This window comes from Paenibacillus sp. VT-400 (assembly GCF_001029205.1).
GTDB lineage: Bacteria > Bacillota > Bacilli > Paenibacillales > Paenibacillaceae > Paenibacillus > Paenibacillus amylolyticus.
Genome location: NZ_LELF01000067.1, coordinates 168,674 through 192,576, shown reverse-complemented (window position 1 = coordinate 192,576; position 23,903 = coordinate 168,674). Strand labels below are relative to the sequence as shown.

Sequence of the window (23,903 nt, the reverse complement as noted above, 5' to 3'; positions counted from 1 at the left end):
AAGATGGACTTTTTGAATAACCTCTCATCCGTATTGTAAAAAAACCATCCAGAAGGTGTCAATGTTGAGGAAAATTCTCAGCTAGACGTGGTGTACTCCGCTTACCTTCTGAACGTCGATTATAAATGGCTGTTCGATATGACTTCCCAGTATGCCAAACTTCGGATGAAGTGGTCCAATATCATGGCCAAGTGCAGACTTGACCGCCAGATACGGGAAGTTCACGCCGGACAGACAAGACATGTGCAACCCACCCGACATACGCGGATTGATCTCCAGCAGCTTCGGTGTATCCTTGCGATATTTCATCTGTATATTAAAATTATAAGGAATCCGATATACCTCTGCCACATTGCGGGCAATCGCCAGCAATTCCTCGTTTTCTTCAAGCAAACGCAAACGTCCTCTTTCTTTTCTACGCGGAATAGCCGTTAATAGTTTCCCATTGCGGTCCGAAAGACAATCAATGCTGTATTCATATCCTTCCAGTACCTCCATCACCATGACGTTGGGAAAGGACGGAGCAGAAGAGAACGCACGCAGGGCATCTTCATACGAAATGGAGTTAAGCGCGTATCCGAACAACTCCTGCAACGGATCACGTTCATTGTTGATCACCCGGAATCCCATGCCGCCCTCACCATTACATGGTTTGAAACATACATCGTGTCCACGCGCACGCAGCGCCTCATAGGCTTGCTGGAATTGTGCAGCATTACTGACCGTGAAATAATCCGGAATCTCCATAATGCCTTTCTCACGCACCGATTCATAGAACCGGTCTTTCTCCATCAATTGTTCCAGCAATTCCGTGTCCGAGCATACGATAACCCGTGTACCGATCTCTTCGAACAGGGAGATATGTCTGCTGATGTCCAGCATGTTCCAGCGTGGAATAAACACATCAATCTGATGACGACGGCAAAAGTCGAGGCAAAAATCAACATACTCCCGGCCCGTTAGACGCGGTTCAACTTCTGCAACATCACAGCCCTGTAATGCCATATGTCCAGGATCAGGATGAGTACCGTAGATCTCAAATTCCATACCGTCCTCATTGTCCCGAATCGCATTCATATAATGATACGTTACAGAGAACCAACGGTTGAAGTAAATCTTCATTTTTTTCATTTATACGGTCTCCCTTATCTCGGCATGGTCTATCTGGGTCTGTTGATCGTTATGAATACGGTGAACGTAATCGAGAATCTCATCTGCTGCAAAAGCACCGAATTGTTCCGTAAATTGATACGGTACCTGCTCAGGTACACGCTGTCTCTCCACATGTAACTCTCCGTGAGACGGAGCAATGGCGTAGTGCGCAAAGTCCAGCAAACAACGATCCAGCAAGGAATCACCCGAAGCAATCACAGGCACATCGCCAATGCGTTGCCTAATATGCTCCACTGCAGCTCGTTTGTTCACGGCCGAAGGCACCAGATAGAGCTTCCGCCCCTGAATCGAACTCTCCCATCCCAGCGTCTCTAACACCCGAATCTTTTCCGCAATATGCTCCATTGGAAGCTTGTCACGTTCGATTAGCAATGCAAAGAACAGCTCATCACACAATCGCTGATTAATTACCCACTCCGGGCTCAGCACATCGTCAAATAAATTCAGGATCTCTTCGGGAGTAGCTGCCTGCTGACGAAGTAAAGAACGAATATGCAGATTCCATTCATCGTCTACCTGACCGTCAACAATGATGTTGCCACCATTACTCGTCACCGCATATTTCGGAATACATTCGCTCTGAAAAATATGAATGCGCCGGTACTGCTCCACGGTACGTGTCGTCACCGGCATAAATACAATGTCTTGTGGCAAAGACTGCAACCGCTCCAGTGCATATGCCGACATAAAAGCGGACAACTTGCCGTTAATCCACTCTGCGGGAACAAGTCCCGGTGTATCTTCGGGAATACGGAGCGCACGACGGGAGTACACCAGCGTCTGGTCCAGATCACTTGCGTAGATCATCATTCTCCGCCACCTCCCAGGGATTGAATAATGCCGCAACAGGAATAGGTTAATCCCGGATATACCTCAACCGGCACATTTCTGTCTCTGGCGAGCATCATGATATGTTGCAAATCCGGATTATCCAGACGGTCCACAAGAATCTTCCAGGGGACCCGTCGCAATAACACTCGGGTTGTTTCTCCGATTCCAGGTTTGATCAGATTGATGTTCGCAATGCCAAAGGATTGCTGGATGGACTCGATATCCTGCCAACCTTTCCAGGTAATTTCCGAAGTACCAGTAGCATTGTCCTCCGTTTGAATCTCCGCCAGATCTATCATTTGCGGAAAATGCTGAGCAATAGTATCCACGTATTGGGTCGACACATCCGCAGAGGACCATTCACGATACCATTTGGCCCCGTGAAAATCTTCCGGCCCAATCAGATCATCGCGAAGTACTGTACGGCTCACGAGTCCCGATACCGTGGAATTCAGACAAGCGCTAGGAATGAGATAATCTTCCCTTGTCCCAAAGGTGCCTGAGCATTGCCCCGGATCGGCCAACACGGCAAGATCATCATCGAGACTTATGCCATAAGTCCGTTCCATTTGGTCACAGGATTCATTCAGCACTTTGCGAATAGCCCCTTTTCCTGTCCAACCATCTACAAACTGAATGGCTGTTTCCAGACCATGCTGCTGTAAAATATATAAAATTGCGTTCTCGTCCATACCCTTGCCACGAATAATCGAAATGCTATAATGCGGAATCGTCACCTTGTATTTCAATTCAATATAACGTTTGATCAGGATGCCCACAGGTGTTCCGGCTCGAGCCAGAGATACCAGCACCAGATTCAGTCCCCTGCGCTCTACAATCTTCTCAGCCACAATGGCGGTATGACGTGCGATTCTTGCAGCGGATTGTTCCAGCGTCTGATGGAACAGCTCGATGTATTCTGCTGTAGGCTGATATTCCACAGGCAGCATCTCCGAATAATGAACCCCGGATTGGATCGCATGCTCCCGTTCACCCGTTCCCTTTTCCAGATCCACATGGCTGATATCCTTCAGTAGGAAAACAACGTCCGATGCAGCATAACTGCCCATCGGTTCGGGAGACGGAATCTCACGTTGTCTGATTAGCTCCAGTGTAGTTAAGTTCATTGCTCGTTGTCCCCTGTCTTCTCTGGCAAGCCGCAATATACGATATGAATGTATCCGCATCCCAACTGCCCCAGTACCTTCAACATCGGTTCCATTCGTTCTTCGGACATCTGTCTCTCCAGCAGAACAAAAATCTCATCATATTGTCCTGGAGCGATGTTATAGATAAAGTTACGAACAGATGCGTCTTCCGGTGAGGCATATCCGGCACCACTACGAACAGCATATGCTGGAGCCGGATGTGTATGGATTGGACTGCGGGTAGTCGATTGATACAACACGCCTTCTCCCATCTCGGCAGCAACACGCATTGGAATGTACATGAACTCCCCTGTTCCCATCACCAAAGTCCGTTCTCCCGTACGCTGCGTCCGAAGCCGTTCTGCAATCCGACTAATCTCCTGGCGCAATTCGCCATTATGACGGGATTGCATACCAAACCTGCCCGTATGCTGGACATAGCTCGCTGTGCTGCGTTTACCTTCACCATCCTCCGAAGTGGCATGTAGCTGTTCGAAGTCATCGGCAACGGTAGAAGTCTGAAGCGTTACGGCAGGACGGGATAGCTGCTCATCTTGCTGTGTTGCTTCCAACTTTGGAGTACCCACTACTTCAATACGGCCCTTCAACAGGCTTAACGGTGTAATAGTAATTCCAAGTTCAGCTTCCAGCTCGGCAAATCGATTCTCGTCCGCTTCCGTACGCCAGTCTAACAGCGAAGCAATCACATATTGCTTCCTAGGATATCTGGCCTGAATATCCCGAATGATATTCAACGTCGTTTTGCCCGTCGTAATCTCGTCGTCCACCAGAACAATCGGACCCTCTCCTGCAAAGGCTTCATGATCCAACGCATAACAACGATGAGCCATCGCATGGGAATGTTCTTCTTCAAATTGAATATCTGGATGCATCGCTGGAACATATTCGCGAGTGGTGTGAATATAGGAAGCTTGATCAGCAAACATCTCGTACATGCTGTGACCCAACGCTGTAGCGGTCTCGGCAAAACCAACAAAACGAATCGTTTCCGGCAAACTCAAGCTTTCTTGCAACAGCATGTTGTACACTTGCCGGGCTTGTTGGGGATCAATCAGCCCCTCGACCATTTCCCGTTTCCACTCGGTGATCTGAACTTTCGTCTCTTCCGTCTTTTCAGTCAGGTGCTCATATAACAGAACAGCCAATGCCGCGCCACTCAGAAGCGAGGTATACGGGTTAACCGGGATGTGCTTGCCCAGCAGTTTGCTTACAAACAGAAATGAACGTTTCTTATTGATGCGTGCAGCCATGGAAAATAGAGATTCTAGTGGAAGTTGCAGCGGGTTATGTGTAACCTGAACGTTCAGACTGAATTGATCAAGAATTGGGAACGTAGTTATGTTGTTGTTCGTGCTTGGGCAAGAGCCCGACAAAATGCTGCTGTTCATGTAACACCCCATATATTTGTGATCGGATTAGAATTCGATTCGCCCAGCTCAAGTGTGGTTTAATCTCATTCATTTTGTTATAGTAATTACTTTTGAACACACCCAGGCTACCGTCATTACGGGCGATGATGTCTTGGGCATCGGAATATTCCTCATGTGTAACAACGTACATCGCTTGTACGGGCTTAATATGAGAAGGATGAATGATCGTTTTGCCTACAATTCCATTTTCCTTGTCCATCATGACTTCACGCATCAATCCATCCATTGTGTTCGTAATATATTTCATTCTCAGATGCAGCCCTGACTTGCCAAGGGTTTCTTCGAATGGAGTCTGTCGTAATTGAGGTTTGAACACGCGCTCCCGCTGACTGAAATATTCCCAGACAGGACCTGAGATCACATACGGCTTGTCCATCCGTCCAAACAGATTGATAATATCCGAGATGCAGTCACGGATCGTGGCGATATCGTATATGGTCAATTCCGGGCTTCGGCGTAGTCCAAACAGGCTGGAGAAATCGGTCGCACCTATGCGTACATTGAGCACATATTCAACATTTTCATCGAGGATGTTACGAAGGCCCAGTAAGGTCTCCCAACGTGTCTCCCGATATATAATTGAAGCCGTTTCCAATATAGGCATTCCATAGAGAACAGGATAATGTTCCGGTTTCCGTTGATTATACTTGCGGATCTGGTCAAAATAGGCTCTTCCATTCCCCACGCAAAACTTGGGCAAAGCCACGCCTGTCAGCATGGACACCAGTTCTCCCAACGTATCAATGAGACGTTCCAACTGTTGTGGTGAACGTACACGAGCAAACAGAAGAGGCATTTGATCCTGACTCAGCATGCCTGTCTCCATATAAGTCATCAGTTGAGTTAGATGCTGTACCAGACACTGCTCGGCAAACTCTACTTGGTCGTCACCCACAGCGTCCTCCAGATCAATAATAATGGTCGTCAGACCTTCATGTTTACCATTCATAATGTCGTCCGCGATATGTGTGCGCGTCGCGGGCATATATAGAGCAGCCCCAACAGCATATGCCAGTAGATCTTTGGAAGTCCGGTGATTGAACGAGACGGGTGAAGAGAAAAATAAAGTATCTTCTTCTTCCAGACTCAAAAAGTTAAAATATTTCAGGGGTGTCTCCTCCTCGCACCTTTGGCAATAGCCAATCTGCAATAGTTGATTCCAGCTGTCGGGGCATAAAAACCAATCCCTCCTTAGTCTGGAGGGATTGATGGTCTATTATCGAGGATAACGTTGGTCAACAGTATCCTTGCAATGGCGCTGACCGATACAGCGTTTATATATTGAATAAATACAAATGATTACTTTCTTCCCGCAACCCACTGCATTCCCCAATCATGAGCCTCGTCCAACGCCTGATGCCCATTATAGAACTGCACGATTCGTTCAATACTGAATGTCTCATTGTTCACATTGCGTAACATCGCGATGCCACACATGCCAAGCGGGCTCCCGTATTCATTCATTCGAACGATGATATCGGGACCGTCCTTCTGCTGAATGGTTACCACACCGTCTACTTGAGACCAGTTGGCCACACCACCATAAATATAGGTGAATACCAAGATGCGCTCAATTTCCGAGATACGGGCACCATTAATCCGCAGATTCTCTCCCGTCTTAACCGATCCCGTCCGGTCATCCCCATCCAGTGCAATATAAGGGAAACGATTCAGTGAACCAAACGTCTGTCCCAATGCCTGAATCACATCTCGTGTACCATCCTTCATCTCGAACAGGCAGCCCAAGTCCAGATCCACACTCTTGCTGCGACCAAATAACCCTTTGCTACCCTGTTGATTCCAGTTCAGGTTAATCAGGATTTCCCCAAGTCCCCCCGCATTTTTCTTGAGGTTAATGGTGTCCCCCTTCTTCTTCAATTCAATTTTGCTGAAATTGATCGAATTCACAGGAGCAGGCGTCGGTTCTGGTGCGGGCACCGGGGGTGGCGGAGTCGGTACAGCTGTCGGAGGAACGGTTGAAGTCGTTGGTGCGGGGTCTGATCCACCATCCACATCCACACCAAAGTTAGCGCAGAGTGCATTCAAACCACCTGCAAAACCCGACCCTACTGCATTGAACTTCCATTCTCCGTTATGACGGTACAATTCACCGATGACAATCGCGGTCTCCACTGTAAAACCGCTTCCCAGATCATATCTCATTACTTCTTGACCTGTAGCTGCATTGGCAAACCGTAGAAAGCCATGCTGAACCTGTCCAAAATGATGGCGTCGTGCTTCACCGTCATGAATCGTCAGGCTGAAGGCGATTTTCTCAATTCGGGCAGGGATTTTGCCAAGATCAATGGCGAATTGTTTCTTCTCGCCACCAACCTGTCCACCATCCATATACGTGATGAACGAGGTAGAGGGTTGATTATAAAAGATAAAATCCTCATCTCCAGCCACTTTATTGTCTGAACCCAGAAGGAATGCTGATGTGTCCAGCTCTACACCCGAGGCTGCCTCCCAACCAATGCCTACCGTTAGCCGGGACAAGCCCGGATTGGTTTTGGTCAGATCACTCTTCTGGCCTTTCACGACAGAAATCGCCATAGCAGAATCACCTTTCTATGCCAAGTTATGTTATTGTGCATCCAGTCCGTAATTTTTGCATAAAGCAGATAGTCCACCTGTGAAGCCACTGCCTACCGCCTGGAATTTCCAGTCCGCACCTGCACGGTAAAACTCACAGAATACCACAGCTGTTTCTGTAGAGTAGTCTTCTCCGAGGTCGAACCGAAGCACTTCCCGATCACTTGCAGCATCTACAACACGAACAAAAGCATTGGAGACTTGTCCAAAATTCTGCCCTCGTCCATCTCCATCATAGATGGTTACCGTAATACCGATCCGGTGAATGTGCGCAGGGATTTTGCTGAAATCAACGACAACTTGCTCATCATCGCCGTCACCTTCACCTGTACGGTTATCACCAGTATGTGTTACTGAACCCGCACCGCCGCTTGGATTGTTGTAAAAAACAAAGTCATCCGTACCTTTGGCTTTTCCATCTTCGTACAACAAAAAAGCCGAAGCGTCCAGGTCAAAGTCGACTCCACCACTATATTTGTTTGTGTCCCAACCCAAACCAACCACCACACGGGTAAGGCCCGGATTCGTTTTAGTCAGGTCGATACGTTGTCCTTTGGCAAGACTGATCGTCATTTGTTTTTCCACCTTTCCAAATATGTGATTAAATGAAAAGGAGAACCGTCCAGGAGACGGTTCTTCCCATCCTGTAAGTCGTACTGTACGTCCTATTGCAAACCGTAGTCGCGTGTCAATCCAACCAATCCATCTTGGTAACCACTACCGATGGCACTGAACTTCCACTCGCCGCTATGACGATACAATTCACCAACAACTACACCTGTTTCGATGGAGAAGTCTTCTCCCAGGTCGAAACGAATCAGTTCTTCGCTGTTTGCTTCGTTGACGATTCGCACATAAGCACGGGAGACTTGTCCGAAGTTCTGGCTACGTTCTGTAGCTTCGTAGATTGTAATGGAGAATGCAATTTTCTCTACATTCGCGGGTACGTTAGGCAGGTCGATATTGATCTGCTCATCATCACCATCGCCATCTCCTGTACGGTTGTCACCGGTGTGAACAACAGAACCATTTTCATTTTGTGGATTGTTGAAGAAGATGAAGTTTTTCTCGCCTTCTACTTTACCGTTTGCATTGGCACAGAATACCGATACATCCAGGTCAAAGTCTTTTCCGCCATCATACTTATTGGTATCCCATCCCAGGCCTACTGTGATTTTTGTCAAACCTGGGTTCGTTTTAGTCAGATCGATTTTTTGACCTTTAGAGAGATTAATTGCCATCGTATGATCATCCTCGCTTATTTAAGTGTATTGTAGTTATCGTGACATATGAATATCAGGATTATTGTCGATTTAGGTTAAATCTTGTACTTAGGAGTACCTGCGAGCGAGTTCGTTGATATGTACCGCATGGGAACCCTCTCCAATTGCCGAGAATTTCCATTCGCCTCCATGACGATACAATTCACCACAGATCAACGCCGTTGAACCTGTGTAGTTTTCGGATAGATTGAACTTCACGAGCTCACTGGAATTTTTACCATCCAGAATACGAATATAAGCCTTCTCAATCATGCCAAAATCTTGCTTGCGATTGACACAATCGTAGATATTAACAACGATTAATACTTTATGAACATCAGCAGGAATACGGGACAGATCCATTTTGATCTGTTCATCGTCGCCGTCTCCCTGTCCTGTTAGATTGTCACCTGAATGGATAACCGAACGACATGCACTTTGCTTGTTGTGGAAGCAAACCAGGTTGGAGTCCTTGACCAACTTGCCTTCCTCATTCAACATGATCGCCGATGCATCACAATCGATATCCGCTTGTTTTTTTCTTCCAAAGAAACCTTTGGCAGTTACCGGGTCCCAACCGAGACCAGCAATCACCTCAGTAAGTCCTGCATTGCCTTTGGTTAAATCAATCTTCTGTCCTTTGACCAAATTAATGCTTGCCACTGATTTTCACCTCCCTTCATATGTAAAATAGCTACTTAGAGATTGAATTCACTCGGGTTCAGTCCAAGTACGATGCATATCTCAGCAACGACTCTTTTCTCCTGATCATCAAAGTTGCCGTCAGCTGAACCAATCGCACTGCATACACCCACAATAACGCGTCCTACATCCGGCTTGGCTTTGAATTTCCCAATAGCTTTTAGCGCTTCCTGCTTCCCGATCTCTGGAGAGAACTCAAAGTTCGCGACATAATGATTAAAGCGTGTAATCACTTCAGCCATATCAAATACTTTCAATTCCTGACTCAGGTTGATATAACCGGCCATCTTGTTCTTTTCCGCTTCATCAATGGAACCATCTGCAAAAGCAACCAGTGCACAACCTGCAACCACGGCATCCATAAAATCTTTATTTTTAAACTTTTTGACTTGCTCTTCAAGTCCTTGTTTTGTTGAATTTAACCAGCTTTTAAATGAACTCATACTCAACCTCCAATAGTTTCAACCTGATGTTCCGTACATTCTTTTCAAGATTTTTCAGTAACTTTCATGTCTACATCATGTTGAATATAAGTTAAATTATTCCTTAACTATACTCTGAAATACGGCAATTTTCTACATTAAAAAACAATTAATACCTTATGATACGCATCGTTCTGGATATAGTTTCAAGCAAGATGCGAGAACTTTCTATTCACTTCATTTTTCAGGCAAATATTCCCCTATTTGAAGCCCAAACATAAAAAGGCTCTGATCAGGGGATCAGAGCGCTTATTTCTACCAACACCAAAATTATAAATTTCATGAATGATTTGAATCCGTGAATTTATTCCGATTTTTCAAAATCAGCCTGTTGTTGTTCATAGATTTCATAGAAGTCGTCCCAGACTAGTACATTATCCTTTTCCTTGCTCCACCAGTCTTTGTACCATGCTTCAATCTCCGGGCCCCCGCCTTGCTCCCACTTCTGCTGTGCTTCCGTTGCAGCCTGTTCGACTGTATATTTGCTTCCGCCAATGATGGAACGGGTAAAGATATCGTTGATCGCTGTTGTCACATTGGTCAACTTGACCTGAAGCTCCTTGGGTAGCTGCGGCATATGTTCTGAATGGGTAACACCCTCTCCTACCGGAAGATCCGTCATGTATACCTCACGCGCTTCCTTGAATAGTCGAAGTCCTTCCTTCTGCGACGGAATCTCTTCGCTGAACAGCATTTCTGTGTACCCGCATTTGCCTTCCTCCAGACGGCTGTACAACATGGCGTAATCGCCTGCCCAGCTGATCTCCTGTTTGTATTTCTCCTGATCCGAGATGCGCGGACAACCTTGATCGTTCAGCGTATAATGCGTGTTTTCAAATCCATTTTTGAAGGTTCGGCCTGACTCTATTTTGGTCAGAAAATCGATATATTGCATAACTGCTTCCGGATTTTTGGCTCGTGCATTCACAGCTGCAGTCATCTGAACCGGGTTATTCCACACCATCGTGTGCTGTCCTACGGACGTGGTTGGCAGAGCGATGACCTTTAATTTGGCCTCAGGAACATTCTGCATAAGTGTATCCAGTTCCTTCGCTGCAAACCCGGTATAATCCGAAGTCATGGCCGCGTACATACCGATTTTGCCATTCAGGAAATCCTGCTTCGCCTTAGCCCCGTCCTTGTCGGTCAATAAGTCCTTATCGACCACACCTGCTTCATATAATGCACGTTTGAATGCCGTGGCTTCTTTCATGTTGTTGGGACCAACCACCATCTCCCCGTCCTCCACATTCACCCAGTTGGCGTTGTACATATAGCGGAATAGACCCGCTGTATCGCCGAACTGAAATCCACCGATGCCGTATGTATCCTTAGCTCCGTTTCCATCGGGATCATTCTCCGTGAAGGCCTTGGCTACCGCCAGCATCTCTTCTTCATTGGTCGGTACCTCCAGATTCAACTTTTCCAGCCAGTCTTCCCGAATGAAAAAGCTCGTTAGTGGAAACACCTCGTTCATACGTCCCACTTCATAGAGCTTACCATCGCTTTTGATGCCGGCCTTCTTGAGCTGGGGATATTTCTCCATCAAGGCTTTGTATTCCACACTCGAGTTCTCGATCAACTCATCCAGTGGCATCAGCTGTTTTTGATTAAACAGAGTGTTACGGATCGGCGTACCGAATTCAAAAATGATATCCGGTGCACTGCCAGAAGCGAATAATACGTTAAGTTTCGACTGAGATTCCCAGCGGGGAACTGCTGTATATTTTACATTTGCCGGGCCATTCTCGTTAATCCACTTGGACCACATATTATCTTCGATCGTACCCATGCCGCTTGGGACCGCGCCACGATCATAGATCGTTGACGTAATGTTCCCCCTGTTGCCTTCGCCTTCCGCCTGTTCGCTACCGTTACCTCCTGTACATCCCGCCAGCAAACCACCGATCAAGCCCAGAACGAGACCCGACTTCATCCATGCCTTCATCGTTAACGCCATAGATAAGACCCTCTTTCTCTCCTGTAATATGAACCCATGCGGGTTAACCCACAGCCTGCTTTAACCTTTAATTGATCCAAGCATGACCCCTTTAACGAAGTACTTCTGCAAGAACGGATACACTGCCAAAATGGGTATGACCATCACAATGACAGCTGCTGCCCGGATGCCTTCCGGGGTCAGATTCGATATCATCGTTGGATCAGTAAAATCCTGTACATTCAGATTGGACATAATCATATTTTGGACAAGCACGGTCATGTTGTATTTGGACGTATCATTGATATAAATCATCACACTCATGAACGAATTCCAGTAACCCACGCCGTAAAAGAGAGCAATAGTCGCCAGCAAAGGTTTGGATAATGGCAACACGATTCGAAACAAAAGCCCCAGTTCACCACAACCATCGATGCGCGCAGCCTCGTCCACTTCCCCCGGCAGATTTTCAAAATAAGATCGCATAATCAGCATGTTGTACGTGCTTACCAGACCCGGTAGCCAAAGCGCGCCGTAACTGTTCACAAGACCGAGATTTTGCACAACCAAATAAGTCGGGATGAGTCCACCGTTAAAAATCATCGTGAACACCATCGCCATCGTAAAGAAGCGCCGGTGATAAAAATGTCTGCGTGACAGCGGATATGCCGCCATAATCGTCACCGCCATGCTGAGCCCTGTACCGATCAATGTGATCTCCACACTGTTCCAGAATGCATTCAGAATCGGCGTTCCCGTAATTAGGCTGTGATAGGAGAACCAGGTGAAATCGACGGGCCATAACCCCACTTGACCTGAAACAACCGCTCTCGCATCACTAAATGACAAGGCAACAATGTTGAGTAAGGGCAGGATACAGCTGACGGCAACCAATGACAACAATACATAATTGATTAGATAAAAGACTTTTTCTCCTTTGGTTTTTCTCATGCTGTTCTCCCTCCCTACCACAAACCTTCGTTGAATCGACGCGCGATATAATTTGCACTGAAAATGAGGATAAATGCAACCAGTGATTCGAACAATCCCATCGCTGTTGTCAGGCTGAACTGTGCTCCCTGAAGACCGGTGCGGTAGATATAGGTACTGATTACATCCGCTATCTCATTGACATTGGAATTCTGAAGCATATACACCTGGTCGAATCCGACCTCCATCACCCGCCCCATCGACAGAATCAGCAGGAGAATAATGGTGGAGCGTATACCCGGAAGGGTGACATGCCAGATCTGGCGCATTTTGCTGGCCCCATCCATCTGTGCAGCCTCGTATTGGCTCGGATCAATGGTCGTTAGTGCCGCGAGAAAAATGATGGCATTGAAGCCCATGTCCTTCCAGATCCCTGAGCCAACAAACACCGCAACCCACGAACCCTTGTTGTACATGAACGGATAAGGTGCTCCCGTCCAGGCCTCGACCCAGCGGTTGACGATCCCATTTTCCAAAGAGAACACCGTCATGATCATCATCGCAATGATGACCCAGGAAAAGAAGTGTGGCATATAGACCACCGTCTGCACCGTTCGCTTAAAGGCCATGTTTCGCACTTCATTCAGCATAATGGCCAGAATAATCGGAATGGGAAACCCGATAATGATGCTTAACAGACTGAGGAACAAGGTGTTGCGAATAATCTCCACCGTGCGCGGATCACTGAACAGCGTCTGAAAATGCTGAAAGCCCACCCATGGACTGTTCCACAGTCCATCATAGAAGTTGTAATCCTTAAAGGCCATGACCAGCCCTCCGATGGGTGCATAACGAAAGGTAAGGTAGAACATAATCACCGGAACAAACATCAAGATTAACGGTATATTCATCTTGAATCGTCGAAGCCGCTGCTGCCGAATCCGATGCTTCATTTCACTGTCCGGCGGTTGTAATCCAGACGGCGGACCTGCGGTCAGTTCTCCCTTCACATCCATCACTCCTCTCTGCTGTTGATGTACTATAGTTGTATTTTAGATAAAAATGTAAGCGTAAACATTTGTTATTTAACGATCCTTTTATAATTTTCTACGCAAAAATAACCCCACATGGTGGGGTTGACCTTGGAAACGAACAGATATTAAGAGGAGGCTTCTCTTTAATTGTGACCCTGCAGCAGTTCGAGGGGGATTGCTACCGGGCACTTCACTTGGCTACTTGCTTGCGATATTCGCGGGGCGTTACCCCCGTCATCTGTTTGAATACGGTTGTAAAATAACTGGAGTTATCGAACCCGGTCAGTTCCGCGATATCTGCCATACTCTGCCGAGTGCTGTGCAGCAGCAGCTTCGCCTTATCAATTCGGCGCTTGCTGACATATTGGCTGAAGCCTTGTCCTGTCTCTTTTTTGAACAAATGGCTCAAGTAGTTGGGTGTCACATGAACATGGGCAGCCACGGCCTGCAACGTACATGTGCTGGAATAGTTCATTTCAATATACTGTATAACTCGTGTAACGACATGATCCTGCTGTTCCTGAGTTAGCCGCATCAGCATATCCACCCACTCTTCGCTCTTGCATCTGGCCCAAGCGATGACTTCAGGTATGGTATGAATCCAGAGCAGTGGATCTGGGGCAGTTGAGTCCATACCACTGGATTCCTGAGGCTGAAGCTGTTGTACCAGTAAGTCCGTCATGACCTTCATAAGCATATGAATCTCCGCTTTGCCTTGTGACAAGCTCATCCCGGACGCTTCTTCTAGCAACATCTCGATCCGATTCATTATCGATCCGAATTGATGGTGGAGCAGCAACAAAGTCAGTTCCTCTCGCAGTCTCTCGGTACGGTCCACCTGGCTGTATTGTTCCCTGATCCGAATGTCAGACTGTTTTCGGCGATATCGTTCATGTGCCTTTTGTAACACCTGACATGCTTCATCGAGCGAGAACGGCTTTAACAAAAATTCAATTGCCCCATACCGGATGGCACGCTGTGCATATTCGAACTCACGATAACCTGTCAAAATGATAATCATAATGTCCAGTCCACTCTCGTGTATGCGTTCGGCCAAATCTAGACCATCCATCACAGGCATGTTGATATCCGTAATGATCAGATCAGGTGTGCAACTGTGTACAGCCTGTATCGCTTCTTCTCCATCGGCCGCTTCCCCAACGACCTCCCACCCGAGGGGGTTATTGCGAACCAGATGAATCAGACCCTGACGAAATAATGCTTCATCATCCACTACGAGCATACGTCCATTCAACAGAACTCACTCCTCTCAGTCACCTGAATTTCCCGGCATAAGTCCTCACCGATCTGATAAGGCAAACGAAGACGTACTAGCGTACCCTCTCCCACAGTCGACTCGATCTGTACACCGTAGGGTTCACCGTGAATCAACTCAATTCTTCGAAGTACACTCCGCATGCCAATGTGCTGACGTTCCTCATCGGCATGTGCCACTGGCGTCATAATGCGTTCAATGACCGATGCGTGCATGCCGCAGCCGTTATCTGAAATTTCAATGATGAGCAGATCCGGCTCTCCTTCATGCCCGTTTTGCCGCGAGCCACGAATCTCCAGATGGCGGTTGTTCCTTTTGTCCGAGAAGGCATGAACAAAAACATTCTCCACGATGGGCTGAAGCAACAGCCGGATCACCTGACAGCGAAACAATTCAGCAGGAACGGCAATTTCAATCGACAAGGCTTCCTGATACCGGGCCTGCTGAATCTGCAGGTAGTGATCTATTTGCTTCATCTCATCCTGTACGGTCGTCAGTTGCTGCACGGGTTCCAGCGTATACTGCAGCATCTCGGACAAGGCAGTGACCAGGCGAGCCGATTTCTCATCGCCAAGCATATAGAACTTCCAGAAAAACATGCTCAAGGTGTTATACAGAAAATGGGGATTCAGCTGGGCCTGAATAGCTTTGAGTTCAGCTTCTTTTTGACTGAGTTCGCGCTCGTACACTTCATGTATAAGCGTATCAATCCGGGAAGCCATTGCATTGAATCGTTCACCGATGAAACCGAGCTCATCCCGTGTCTCGATCCGTACCCGTGTATCGAACTGTCCATCACGCACTCTTTTCATCGCGTTGACTAGACTCGCAAGTGGACGCAACAGTCTGCCGCTAATTACGGTAATGATGAACCAGGAGCATAATATGCTGGCTACCGCAGAGAACACAGCAACTTTTACAATAATCTTTCCCTTGTTCTGAATCTGAGCCAGTGAGACCTTGCTGACCAGGGTGAAGCCCGCTTTGTCTGACGTTTGCTTCGTATACAATTGGGTTGTTCCCTGCTCGTCCCTGATCTCAGTCGCCCCTAGGCTTAGCTCGGTAAGTGGGGGTGGATCCGCATCCTGATTATGAAAGGCATATAGAAGCTCACCATCTGCGTCAAACAAGTAGACAGCAACTTCCTCATTCAGTCGCAGATCTTTGAGATACGATTCGAACAACGAGGTGTTAAACAGAATTAGCATGACGCCATAGGTCTCCAGATCAACAGACCGCATTAATCGTCCCGCCAGAATCCAATTGGATTGTTCCTCCTGCAAGAAGGCATCCGGCCCCAAACGATTCCAACCATATTCGCCGCCCGTTCCTTCCAGTCTATGAACCATCTCTGCCAGATAGGAAGGATCCATCTGTTGAAATGAGCCAGCAAAGGCGCCGAGATTAAATATGTTATCCTTCAGGTCATATATGCGGAGCCCCATGATCTCCGGTGCATCCAGCCTTACCTGATACAACTGATCATCCAGTTCATCTTCTAGCTTCATCTGATCATAGGACGAGATGCCAGAGGTCTGTGCTTTGATGGCATTTTTTACGGAGGGATTCAGTGTGATATAATCGGTGACTTTATACATGTCGTGTACCCTGGAATCCAGACGTGCAAGAATCTGTTCTGCGGTAAGACTATACTGGCGACTGACCTCTTCATTGAACAGGTCGATATGGATGCGATAGGTGATCAACCCTGTGATTCCGGAGATTAAGACCGTTGCGGTAGATAAAAACAAGATTAGCTTCGTTTTAAATTTAAAGCGTTTACAAAAGTTCATCCACCACATCTTTCACACACCTCACCTATATTCCGTACATGTCTTACTCCTAAAAACATATCATACACCTATTGGAAAAAACCAGAAAAACCCTGACCCCGCTTCAAGCGGTAGTCAGAGTTTGAAGGCATGTGATCCAGACATGTTACCGGGATGTTCCAGATTAACTCTGGATCACGGCATTTTTATTCCCCGTAAATCTCTTTGACCCGTTCTTCTTCATTGGTAGACAAGAGAACATTAAGCAACCCCATGGCATTATTGGCATCGGTTCTCGTCGTCTTGTACATCTCGGCAAACGCCGCTTCATCCTGCTCCGGGTCCATCGCAGCAAGCTTGCCCCATGACGTGCGTGCTTTGTCGTATAGCGTACTCAACGTAATGTCACGCGGATGCTGTGCAACAGGTGCCATGGATTCAAATTTCGCTGTGACCCTGAAGAAATCCATCGAATCCTGGAATGATGTACTGCTATAATCCTTATTTTTCATCGCATCCTCAGTAATTAGCAGACCTTCACGGGCGATAAACAGTGTTTTCACCATGGCACGCTCCAGATTGGTTGCTTCTTCCCAATTTATATAAGATTCATCAGGTGCTTGTACGGTTGTGAAAAATGGAAAGGCATCATCAATTAACCGCTGCGAATCGGAATGAATTGGAACCTCTGCATTCATGTCCACAACGGCATCACTATAGTTGGCCACATTAATATTTTTGGAACCTTCCTCACTGACTCGACGCACCGGATGATCCGTAAGCGGGATACGGATATAACCAAGTTTATCGGCATACTGCTGCTTCAACTCTTCCAGTGTGGAGTCCTTTCCAATCTTGCCGTCGTCCGTTGAAGAAGATTCTTCTGTAGTTGAACCTGTCTCCTCACTCCCCTTCGAACCGGTTGCTGCGGTTTCTGTTACAGCAGCATTCGAGCTGCTTGTTTCTGATGAAGCAACTTCTGTACCGGAAGCAGACTCCGGCAATGACGTCTCTTTAGCTCCGCCACCACAAGCTGTCAGAATCGCTGCCAAACCAAGCATAACTGTGAACGTCTTTATCGTATAATTCCATTTCATCGTATAATCTTCCCCTATCGTATGTATATTCCTGAGAACCATTAACCTCTGGCTCCAAGACTTGAACACCTACTTACAAAAATATCCTTTCATATAACATGCTTGATTCACACAATTGGACATGGTCTACATTCTATCATAAGTTAAAAATCGGTTGTATACGACGATATACCTGTGTCTAAAGCCTTTTACTATGCGCGAATTAACTACCACCGCAACACAAAAACACTGCCGCCCGTATGGACAACAGTGTTCGTGGAGCGTAATTATTTGATACCTTTAGCCTTCTCCATATGCTCTGACCGAATCTGAGGATCGGTGGAATTGACCGATGATAACAGAGCGTAGATCGCCTGGATATCCTTCTCTTGAAATACGGTTTCGGGAACCTCTGTCTCAAGTCGTTCCGTCTTGCGCTGAATCGTTTCCACCAATTCATGATCGTAGATGATCAGTTCATCCGAATTCACATACCTCACAGCAGGATCAACACTGATGCGGCAACGGTTGGTGAAGGTCACCATGGAGACGAGACGTACTCTTTTGTAGTCTCCGAGGTGTGCATGAATGGCTTCAACATGGGCACGATGCTGCATGAGTGGATTGTACATTTTGACCCGGCTGCTGCTGACTGACCAATTAGCCTCTCTTCGTCCGCCGCGAATCTCACCTGTCGTCAGATTTCGGGTTTCGATCACAAAGATTGCCCGAGGGCCGATCACGACATGATCAATCTGCGAATAACCGGAGCGTGACTTTGGATTGGTAACGAGCAGGTCGTTCAGCACTTTATATTGACTTGGAAGACCTATCAGCTGATCTGCTGTGCTAGGCTCCTCCGGCTGGCGTGTCCAATCCCCTTCCGCTTTTTTCTTGCGCTTACTACGGACCATACGCGGGGGAATGGTTGTCGTTGATGGTAACGCTGAAGCGGAGGCTGTAATCTGGTTCGCAAGCTCTGGTTGTGTCTTGAACAGAGACAGGATTTTCTTGAACATGGGCAAGCTCCGTTCTATTATAGTGTGGGTTACGGGTGACCATTACAGGAGGAATAACATCCTTTGACACATTCATTATGTAAACTTCTATTACTTATGTCGGATAAAGAGGGGTAAAAATAAAGGGAAAACGATCAAAATCTCTCTAAAACGCAAAGTACATATGAACATTTAACCAATTCCGTGACTTTAGACGCATAAACAAACCGCAAAATTGAAAAAAAACAGCGCAACCCTTTCCTGAATAGAAAAAGAATACGCTGCTGTTCTCTTGGTTGTTAAGCCTGAAGATAATAGGTGTAGAGCACCTGTGTACCCTTCTCTTCCAGACCATTATTCGCTATTTCCTGATACAGAGATTCGGCCAGAGCCAGCCCGGGCGTTTTCATGCCCATCGCTTTTGCAGACTCCAGTGCAATTCCCATGTCTTTGATAAAATGTTTCACATAGAATCCAGGCTCATAATCGCCTGCGATCATGCGCGGACCGAGATTGCTGAGTGACCAGCTTCCGGCTGCACCGGTAGCAATGCTCTTCAGCACGGTCTCCGCGTCCAGACCAGACGTCTTGGCATAGGCTAGTGCTTCGCATACGCCCATCATGCCAGAGGCAATGGCAATTTGGTTGCACATTTTGGTATGCTGTCCGGCTCCCGCCTTGCCTTGCAGCACAATGTTGCTGCCCATCTGCTCAAAGAGCGGACGCACGGCTTCAAAGGCCTCCGAACTACCACCAACCATAATGGACAGCTTCGCGTTCTGCGCTCCGATATCACCGCCCGACACAGGCGCGTCCAGTGCATGCAGTCCTTTAGCTTCCGCAGCTTCAAAGATTCGTGCAGCCAGTAACGGACTTGAGGTCGTCATATCAATCAGATATGAACCCGGTTTCGCATTGGCTACAAGCCCATCCTCACCGAGATAAATCTCCTCCACATCCTTCGGATACCCCACCATTGTGATGATGACATCACACGCAGCAGCCAGTTTGCCTGGTGTGTCATGCCATATGGCACCTTCCTTCACCAATGCTTCTGCTTTGGCAGCAGTTCGCGTGTACACATGCAGCGGATATCCCGCTTGCTGGATGTGCCCAGCCATGCTTTTACCCATCACGCCTGTACCAATAAAGCCAACTTTTGTCTCTCCAGGTGCCTTCGTTGTATTTGTCATCGCAGGTTTCCTCCCTATTTCTCTATGCTTCGCTCAGTGCTTGTCTTCGACATGCTATATCTGTATGTTAAAGCTTTCTGTCTGGCTCGTCCATCTCGTTTGCCTCTTTCTGTGAAAAAATCTGAAAAAGGAATCAACTTCCTGTATGCTGTACAACCTAACGGAAACTTCCTTCATTGGAAAGGAGGATTCGCATGAGTCGTGAAAAAGGTCAAATTACCATCTGGTTATCCTTTTCCATCATTTTATTAAGTGCCGGACTGGTCTGCCATGTCTTGTCCATCCCAGCAATTCTCGAAGCTGGCGGCAGAGACGGATGGTTGTCTGTCGTGGCGGCTGGCCCTTTTTTCATGTTGTTTCTATGTATGATGTACATCATTATTCGCCGTGTACGTGGACAACGATTAACAGATTGGATTACCCGAGAATTCGGGGCGGTACCTTCCTGGATCTTCCGGATCTCCGCTTCCATTCTGCTATTCACGCTTGGCACGCATACGCTGTATGAGACAACCAACTGGACCGTATCCACGTATCTTCAATTCACACCTCCTTATGTTCTGGCAGGTGGCGGAGCACTGGTTGCTGCGTGGGCAGCGGCTAAAGGCATACGCTCCATTGCGATGACTTCCAGTCTGCTGCTGCCCTTTGTCATTTTGCTTGGTTATTTTGTAATGTCCGCCAATATGAAATACAAAGACTACAGTCTATTGTTCCCGATTATGGAGAACGGCATGGGTCCCGTGTGGCGGGGCATGATCTACTCTCTTGCCGGGCTTATGGAAATTTGGATTCTTATGTTGTTCCAACATGAAGTCAAAGGCAAAATTCGTTGGTGGCATGTTCTGATCCTTGGCGTGTTTATGCTCAGTATGGCGATCGGTCCCACGATCGGAGCCATCGTGGAGTTTGGTCCCGAAGAAGCAGCCAAACAACGAAACAGTCCCTATGAGCAATGGAAACTTGTGAATATCGGCAAGCTGCTGCAGCACGTTGATTTTTTGTCCATCTATCAGTGGCTTAGTGGTTCCTTTGCAAGGGTGGCCATATCCATGTATCTCATCGTAGATCTGCTGAATTTCCGCAGACCGAAGAAACGATATATCGCCATCCTTACCATTACCGTCATCATGAGCTTCATGGCGATGCAATGGTGGCGCATTGATTACGTGGATTATTATGTGGACCATATTCAGTTCCCGGTCATGCTCGCTTATGTATCCATCGTTACCGTAATATTGACCATTGCCGCATTAATCCACAAAAAGGACAAGGAGGCTCCCAAACGTGCCGATCTCAACCCAACCCAAGAATAATCCTGACGTTGAACCGTTCCGAATGAACGAGCATAACCTGAACACCTTTTTTGCCGGATCTGATGATGTCATCATCAATAGTCATATGATCGGAGAACCTCCGATGCAACTCCTTATGACCTATTGCAGCGGTATGGTAGATAGTGAAGCGATCTACGATATTATTCTCCCGGAACTCAAACGAACATATGAAAATACACACTTTATCCGTACATCCGACATTGAAAAGTGCATCAGCCTGGATTGGACCCTAATGGATCTGCAAGATCCTGCATTTGGAACTGAACTGATGTCTCTCCGTGTTTTTGAAGGCCATATGTTGATCTGTATTCCTTCCCTGCAAACCATGTGGAGTATTGATATATCTAACATCCCTACTCGAACACCGGAGGAATCGACCACCGAAGTTTCGATCCGCGGGGCAAGAGATGGGTTCATTGAACCACTTGCCGTCAATGTTGCCTTGATACGCACCCGTCTGCGTACGAACCAACTGGCCTGCAATATCGAACTGATCGGTACACGTTCTGCAACCAAGGTGGCATTGATGTATATCAAAAATATCGCCAATCCGGAGCTGATCGAAGACGTCCAGGATCGGTTGCGTAAGATTGAGACGGAACGCATCTTGACCGCCAATGAACTGGAAGAATTGCTGTCGCCTTCGAAAATCACTTTGTTTCCCGTCACCCATTATACGGGCAGGCCTGACTTTGCTGCAGAATGTCTCCTGAATGGACGTTTTATCCTCATTGTAGACGGTAATCCCAGCGCCATTATTGGGCCAGTCAATCTGTTTCTTTTGCTCAAATCACCGGAGGATGCCAGCTTTCCCTTCTTGCCTGTGAACGTAGGACGGATGCTGCGCTTTCTTGGCCTGATGATCACCGTGTTCCTGCCTGGCTTTTATATTGCGCTGACATCCTTTCATATGGATCAGATCCCCTTTCCTCTAGTCGCGACGATCTCGGTTGGACGCATGGGACTTCCAATGGAATCGGGAGTGGAGATGTTTCTCATTATGCTGCTAATGGAGCTGTTCCGAGAGGCGGGGGTACGTTTACCAAGTGCCATCGGCCAGACATTAACGGTCGTTGGCGGTTTGATCATCGGGGATTCCGCCATTCGAGCCGGCATGGTCTCTCCCCTCATGATTGTCATCATTGCAGTTACCGTCGTAGCTGGTGCAACCATTGTGAATCAGGTCATGACCAGTTCTGTGCTGATCCTGCGGTTCCTTTGTTTTGTCCTGGGGGCATCCCTCGGCATCTATGGGTTCATCCTGTCGTTGATTCTGTTCCTCATCTACCTGACCGATCTCAAATCATTTGGCATTCCGTATCTCACGCCGTTAACACCGCTTCATTTCAAACAAGCGATAGCTTCATTATTCAAACTGCCAAAGGGGTTAGGTAAACGAAGACCCGTCTATCTTGAGACTCAAGAACCGCGTAAGAAAGGAAACGGACGATGAAACACTTGTTACAGCGATGTTTGCTGGGTCTGTTAAGCCTATCCATGTGCGTGATGACAAGTGGATGCTGGAGTGCCTTTGAGATTCAACAGGTGGACTACGCCAAAGCCTTTGGGATTGATTATAAGGACGGCATGTACCACCTGTATGTACAAACGCTGGATTTTGCCAGTGTCGCCAAAAGTGAAAGTTCGACCAAAAGTGCAGATACACCGCCTGTATGGGTCGGACATGCCGAAGGGAAAACCATGAGTCTGGCGCTGAACGAGCTGTTCCGCACGGCTCAATTACACATGGCTTGGGGGCATGTGACAGCCATCGTTATGGCCGAAGGTGTGCTGACTAGCAAACATATCAAAGAAGTGTTCGACATGCTGGGACGATTTCCAGAATCCCGTTATACAACCTGGGTGTATGGAACACGAGAGCCTCTGGAGAAAATTCTAAGTGCAACGTCCATCTATAATATGTCGCCACTGGACAGCATTCTTCACAATCCACTTCCCACGTACATGGAAGAATCGTTGTACCCGCCTGTGCTTAGCTTTAAGCTCATTGCAACACATAATGATCCCGCTACCACGACGTATCTGCCAAGTATTGCATTGAACGATACTCAGTGGGCTGAGAATGAGAAGAAACATGATTTGTTTCTGGTGGAAGGGGCCTTTTTTGAAAAGACTGGCTATGACTTTGAATACTTTCCACGCAGTCAGCTTCCCGGTTATCACTGGCTAATCAAGGACATGCGGCGTGCTCCCTTGCTTGTGCAGAAGGATGGAACGATCTACGGGGCGCTCAGTGTAGGATTACCAAAGATCAAAATTAAACCTGTCATTCAGGGTGAAGACGTTACGTTCAACATTGACGCCCACTACCTCACTGCCCTGTACGAATACCTGGTGCCCACCTCTTATGAAGAGATGATCCAGATCAGTGAAGTGAAGTTACGTGAGCAGATCATGCAGACCTATCGTCATGGCCTTGAGCGTGGTGTCGATATTTACGGCCTTCAGGAGAAGCTGTATCGCAAAAATCCAAAGCTCTGGCGTAAGTTATCAAACAATGGCAGCAAGATGATGCTTACCGAAGACTCGATTCAGGATCTGAAAATCCATCTCACGATTCCGTATACAGGGAAATATAAACGGAAAGTGTAGGAAACGCGTAAAACACCCCTTGTCCGTCTGGAGCCGGATAAAGGGTGTTAAATTTATGATGTCGTTCGTTTGCAATTCGAATCATGCGGAT

Annotated in this window: 21 protein-coding genes; 3 read left to right on the top strand and 18 right to left on the bottom strand. The window is 47.2% G+C overall.

From position 1 onward, the window contains the following. Positions 1–81: 81 nt before the first annotated feature. The 18 genes from EL84_RS11555 to EL84_RS11470 form a co-directional block, all read right to left on the bottom strand. Positions 82–1,131 (bottom strand): ATP-grasp domain-containing protein, encoded by a 1,050-nt coding sequence (locus EL84_RS11555; protein ID WP_047841804.1) that lies wholly within the window; start codon positions 1,129–1,131, stop codon positions 82–84. Further along, the gene (locus EL84_RS11550; protein WP_047844115.1) at positions 1,132–1,980 is read right to left on the bottom strand and encodes a hydrolase; all 849 of its coding nucleotides are present in this window, start codon (positions 1,978–1,980) and stop codon (positions 1,132–1,134) included. Continuing rightward, positions 1,980–3,131 carry a cysteine protease StiP family protein gene (locus EL84_RS11545; protein ID WP_047841803.1) on the bottom strand — a complete coding sequence of 384 codons (1,152 nt, stop codon included), beginning with the start codon at positions 3,129–3,131 and terminating at the stop codon, positions 1,980–1,982. Before EL84_RS11545 ends, EL84_RS11550 begins: the two co-directional genes overlap by 1 nt. Further along, positions 3,128–4,561: a phosphoribosyltransferase family protein gene (locus EL84_RS11540; RefSeq protein WP_082218979.1), complete on the bottom strand. Its 1,434-nt coding sequence runs from the start codon at positions 4,559–4,561 to the stop codon at positions 3,128–3,130. The genes EL84_RS11545 and EL84_RS11540 overlap by 4 nt, the downstream gene beginning before the upstream one ends. Beyond that, positions 4,491–5,711, bottom strand: a complete 1,221-nt coding sequence (locus EL84_RS11535; protein WP_082219178.1) for an HpcH/HpaI aldolase/citrate lyase family protein — start codon at positions 5,709–5,711, stop codon at positions 4,491–4,493. The genes EL84_RS11540 and EL84_RS11535 overlap by 71 nt, the downstream gene beginning before the upstream one ends. 191 nt (positions 5,712–5,902) lie before the next feature. Further along, positions 5,903–7,159, bottom strand: a complete 1,257-nt coding sequence (locus EL84_RS11530) for a TerD family protein (RefSeq protein ID WP_047841800.1) — start codon at positions 7,157–7,159, stop codon at positions 5,903–5,905. A 30-nt stretch (positions 7,160–7,189) separates the two neighbouring features. Next, positions 7,190–7,771 carry a TerD family protein gene (locus EL84_RS11525; protein WP_036606267.1) on the bottom strand — a complete coding sequence of 194 codons (582 nt, stop codon included), beginning with the start codon at positions 7,769–7,771 and terminating at the stop codon, positions 7,190–7,192. 92 nt (positions 7,772–7,863) lie between these two features. Next, positions 7,864–8,439 (bottom strand): TerD family protein, encoded by a 576-nt coding sequence (locus tag EL84_RS11520; protein ID WP_036606264.1) that lies wholly within the window; start codon positions 8,437–8,439, stop codon positions 7,864–7,866. Positions 8,440–8,529: 90 nt separating this feature from the next. Continuing rightward, positions 8,530–9,123: a TerD family protein gene (locus tag EL84_RS11515; RefSeq protein WP_036672556.1), complete on the bottom strand. Its 594-nt coding sequence runs from the start codon at positions 9,121–9,123 to the stop codon at positions 8,530–8,532. A gap of 35 nt (positions 9,124–9,158) precedes the next feature. Beyond that, a complete protein-coding gene (locus EL84_RS11510) occupies positions 9,159–9,605 on the bottom strand; it encodes a tellurite resistance TerB family protein (RefSeq protein WP_036606259.1) in 447 nt (148 codons plus the stop codon). 343 nt (positions 9,606–9,948) lie between these two features. Then, a complete protein-coding gene (locus EL84_RS11505) occupies positions 9,949–11,604 on the bottom strand; it encodes an extracellular solute-binding protein (RefSeq protein ID WP_036606257.1) in 1,656 nt (551 codons plus the stop codon). A gap of 60 nt (positions 11,605–11,664) precedes the next feature. Continuing rightward, entirely contained in the window at positions 11,665–12,534 is an 870-nt protein-coding gene (locus EL84_RS11500; RefSeq protein WP_036606256.1) for a carbohydrate ABC transporter permease, read from the bottom strand. 14 nt (positions 12,535–12,548) lie between these two features. Beyond that, positions 12,549–13,466 (bottom strand): ABC transporter permease, encoded by a 918-nt coding sequence (locus EL84_RS11495; protein WP_047844113.1) that lies wholly within the window; start codon positions 13,464–13,466, stop codon positions 12,549–12,551. Between the two features lie 271 nt (positions 13,467–13,737). After that, complete coding sequence (locus EL84_RS11490; RefSeq protein WP_047841799.1) at positions 13,738–14,802, bottom strand: response regulator transcription factor; 1,065 nt, start codon at positions 14,800–14,802, stop codon at positions 13,738–13,740. Beyond that, positions 14,799–16,574, bottom strand: a complete 1,776-nt coding sequence (locus EL84_RS11485) for a sensor histidine kinase (RefSeq protein WP_161799421.1) — start codon at positions 16,572–16,574, stop codon at positions 14,799–14,801. The genes EL84_RS11490 and EL84_RS11485 overlap by 4 nt, the downstream gene beginning before the upstream one ends. A 227-nt stretch (positions 16,575–16,801) precedes the next feature. Beyond that, on the bottom strand, positions 16,802–17,692 hold the full coding sequence (locus tag EL84_RS11480) for a hypothetical protein (RefSeq protein ID WP_047841798.1): 891 nt from the start codon (positions 17,690–17,692) through the stop codon (positions 16,802–16,804). Positions 17,693–17,958: 266 nt separating this feature from the next. Next, positions 17,959–18,690, bottom strand: coding sequence for a nuclease-related domain-containing protein (locus EL84_RS11475; RefSeq protein WP_017690394.1), 732 nt, complete (start codon positions 18,688–18,690; stop codon positions 17,959–17,961). A 278-nt stretch (positions 18,691–18,968) separates the two neighbouring features. Then, positions 18,969–19,862 carry an NAD(P)-dependent oxidoreductase gene (locus EL84_RS11470; protein WP_047841797.1) on the bottom strand — a complete coding sequence of 298 codons (894 nt, stop codon included), beginning with the start codon at positions 19,860–19,862 and terminating at the stop codon, positions 18,969–18,971. A gap of 194 nt (positions 19,863–20,056) precedes the next feature. Here EL84_RS11470 and EL84_RS11465 point away from each other — a divergent pair, with 194 nt between their 5' ends. From EL84_RS11465 to EL84_RS11455, 3 genes are read left to right on the top strand one after another with little or no spacing between them, the layout of a single operon-like run. Continuing rightward, on the top strand, positions 20,057–21,178 hold the full coding sequence (locus EL84_RS11465) for a GerAB/ArcD/ProY family transporter (protein WP_047841796.1): 1,122 nt from the start codon (positions 20,057–20,059) through the stop codon (positions 21,176–21,178). Beyond that, complete coding sequence (locus EL84_RS11460; RefSeq protein ID WP_235431520.1) at positions 21,150–22,652, top strand: spore germination protein; 1,503 nt, start codon at positions 21,150–21,152, stop codon at positions 22,650–22,652. Before EL84_RS11465 ends, EL84_RS11460 begins: the two co-directional genes overlap by 29 nt. Then, positions 22,649–23,812, top strand: a complete 1,164-nt coding sequence (locus tag EL84_RS11455; protein WP_036606248.1) for a Ger(x)C family spore germination protein — start codon at positions 22,649–22,651, stop codon at positions 23,810–23,812. Before EL84_RS11460 ends, EL84_RS11455 begins: the two co-directional genes overlap by 4 nt. Positions 23,813–23,903: the final 91 nt, after the last annotated feature.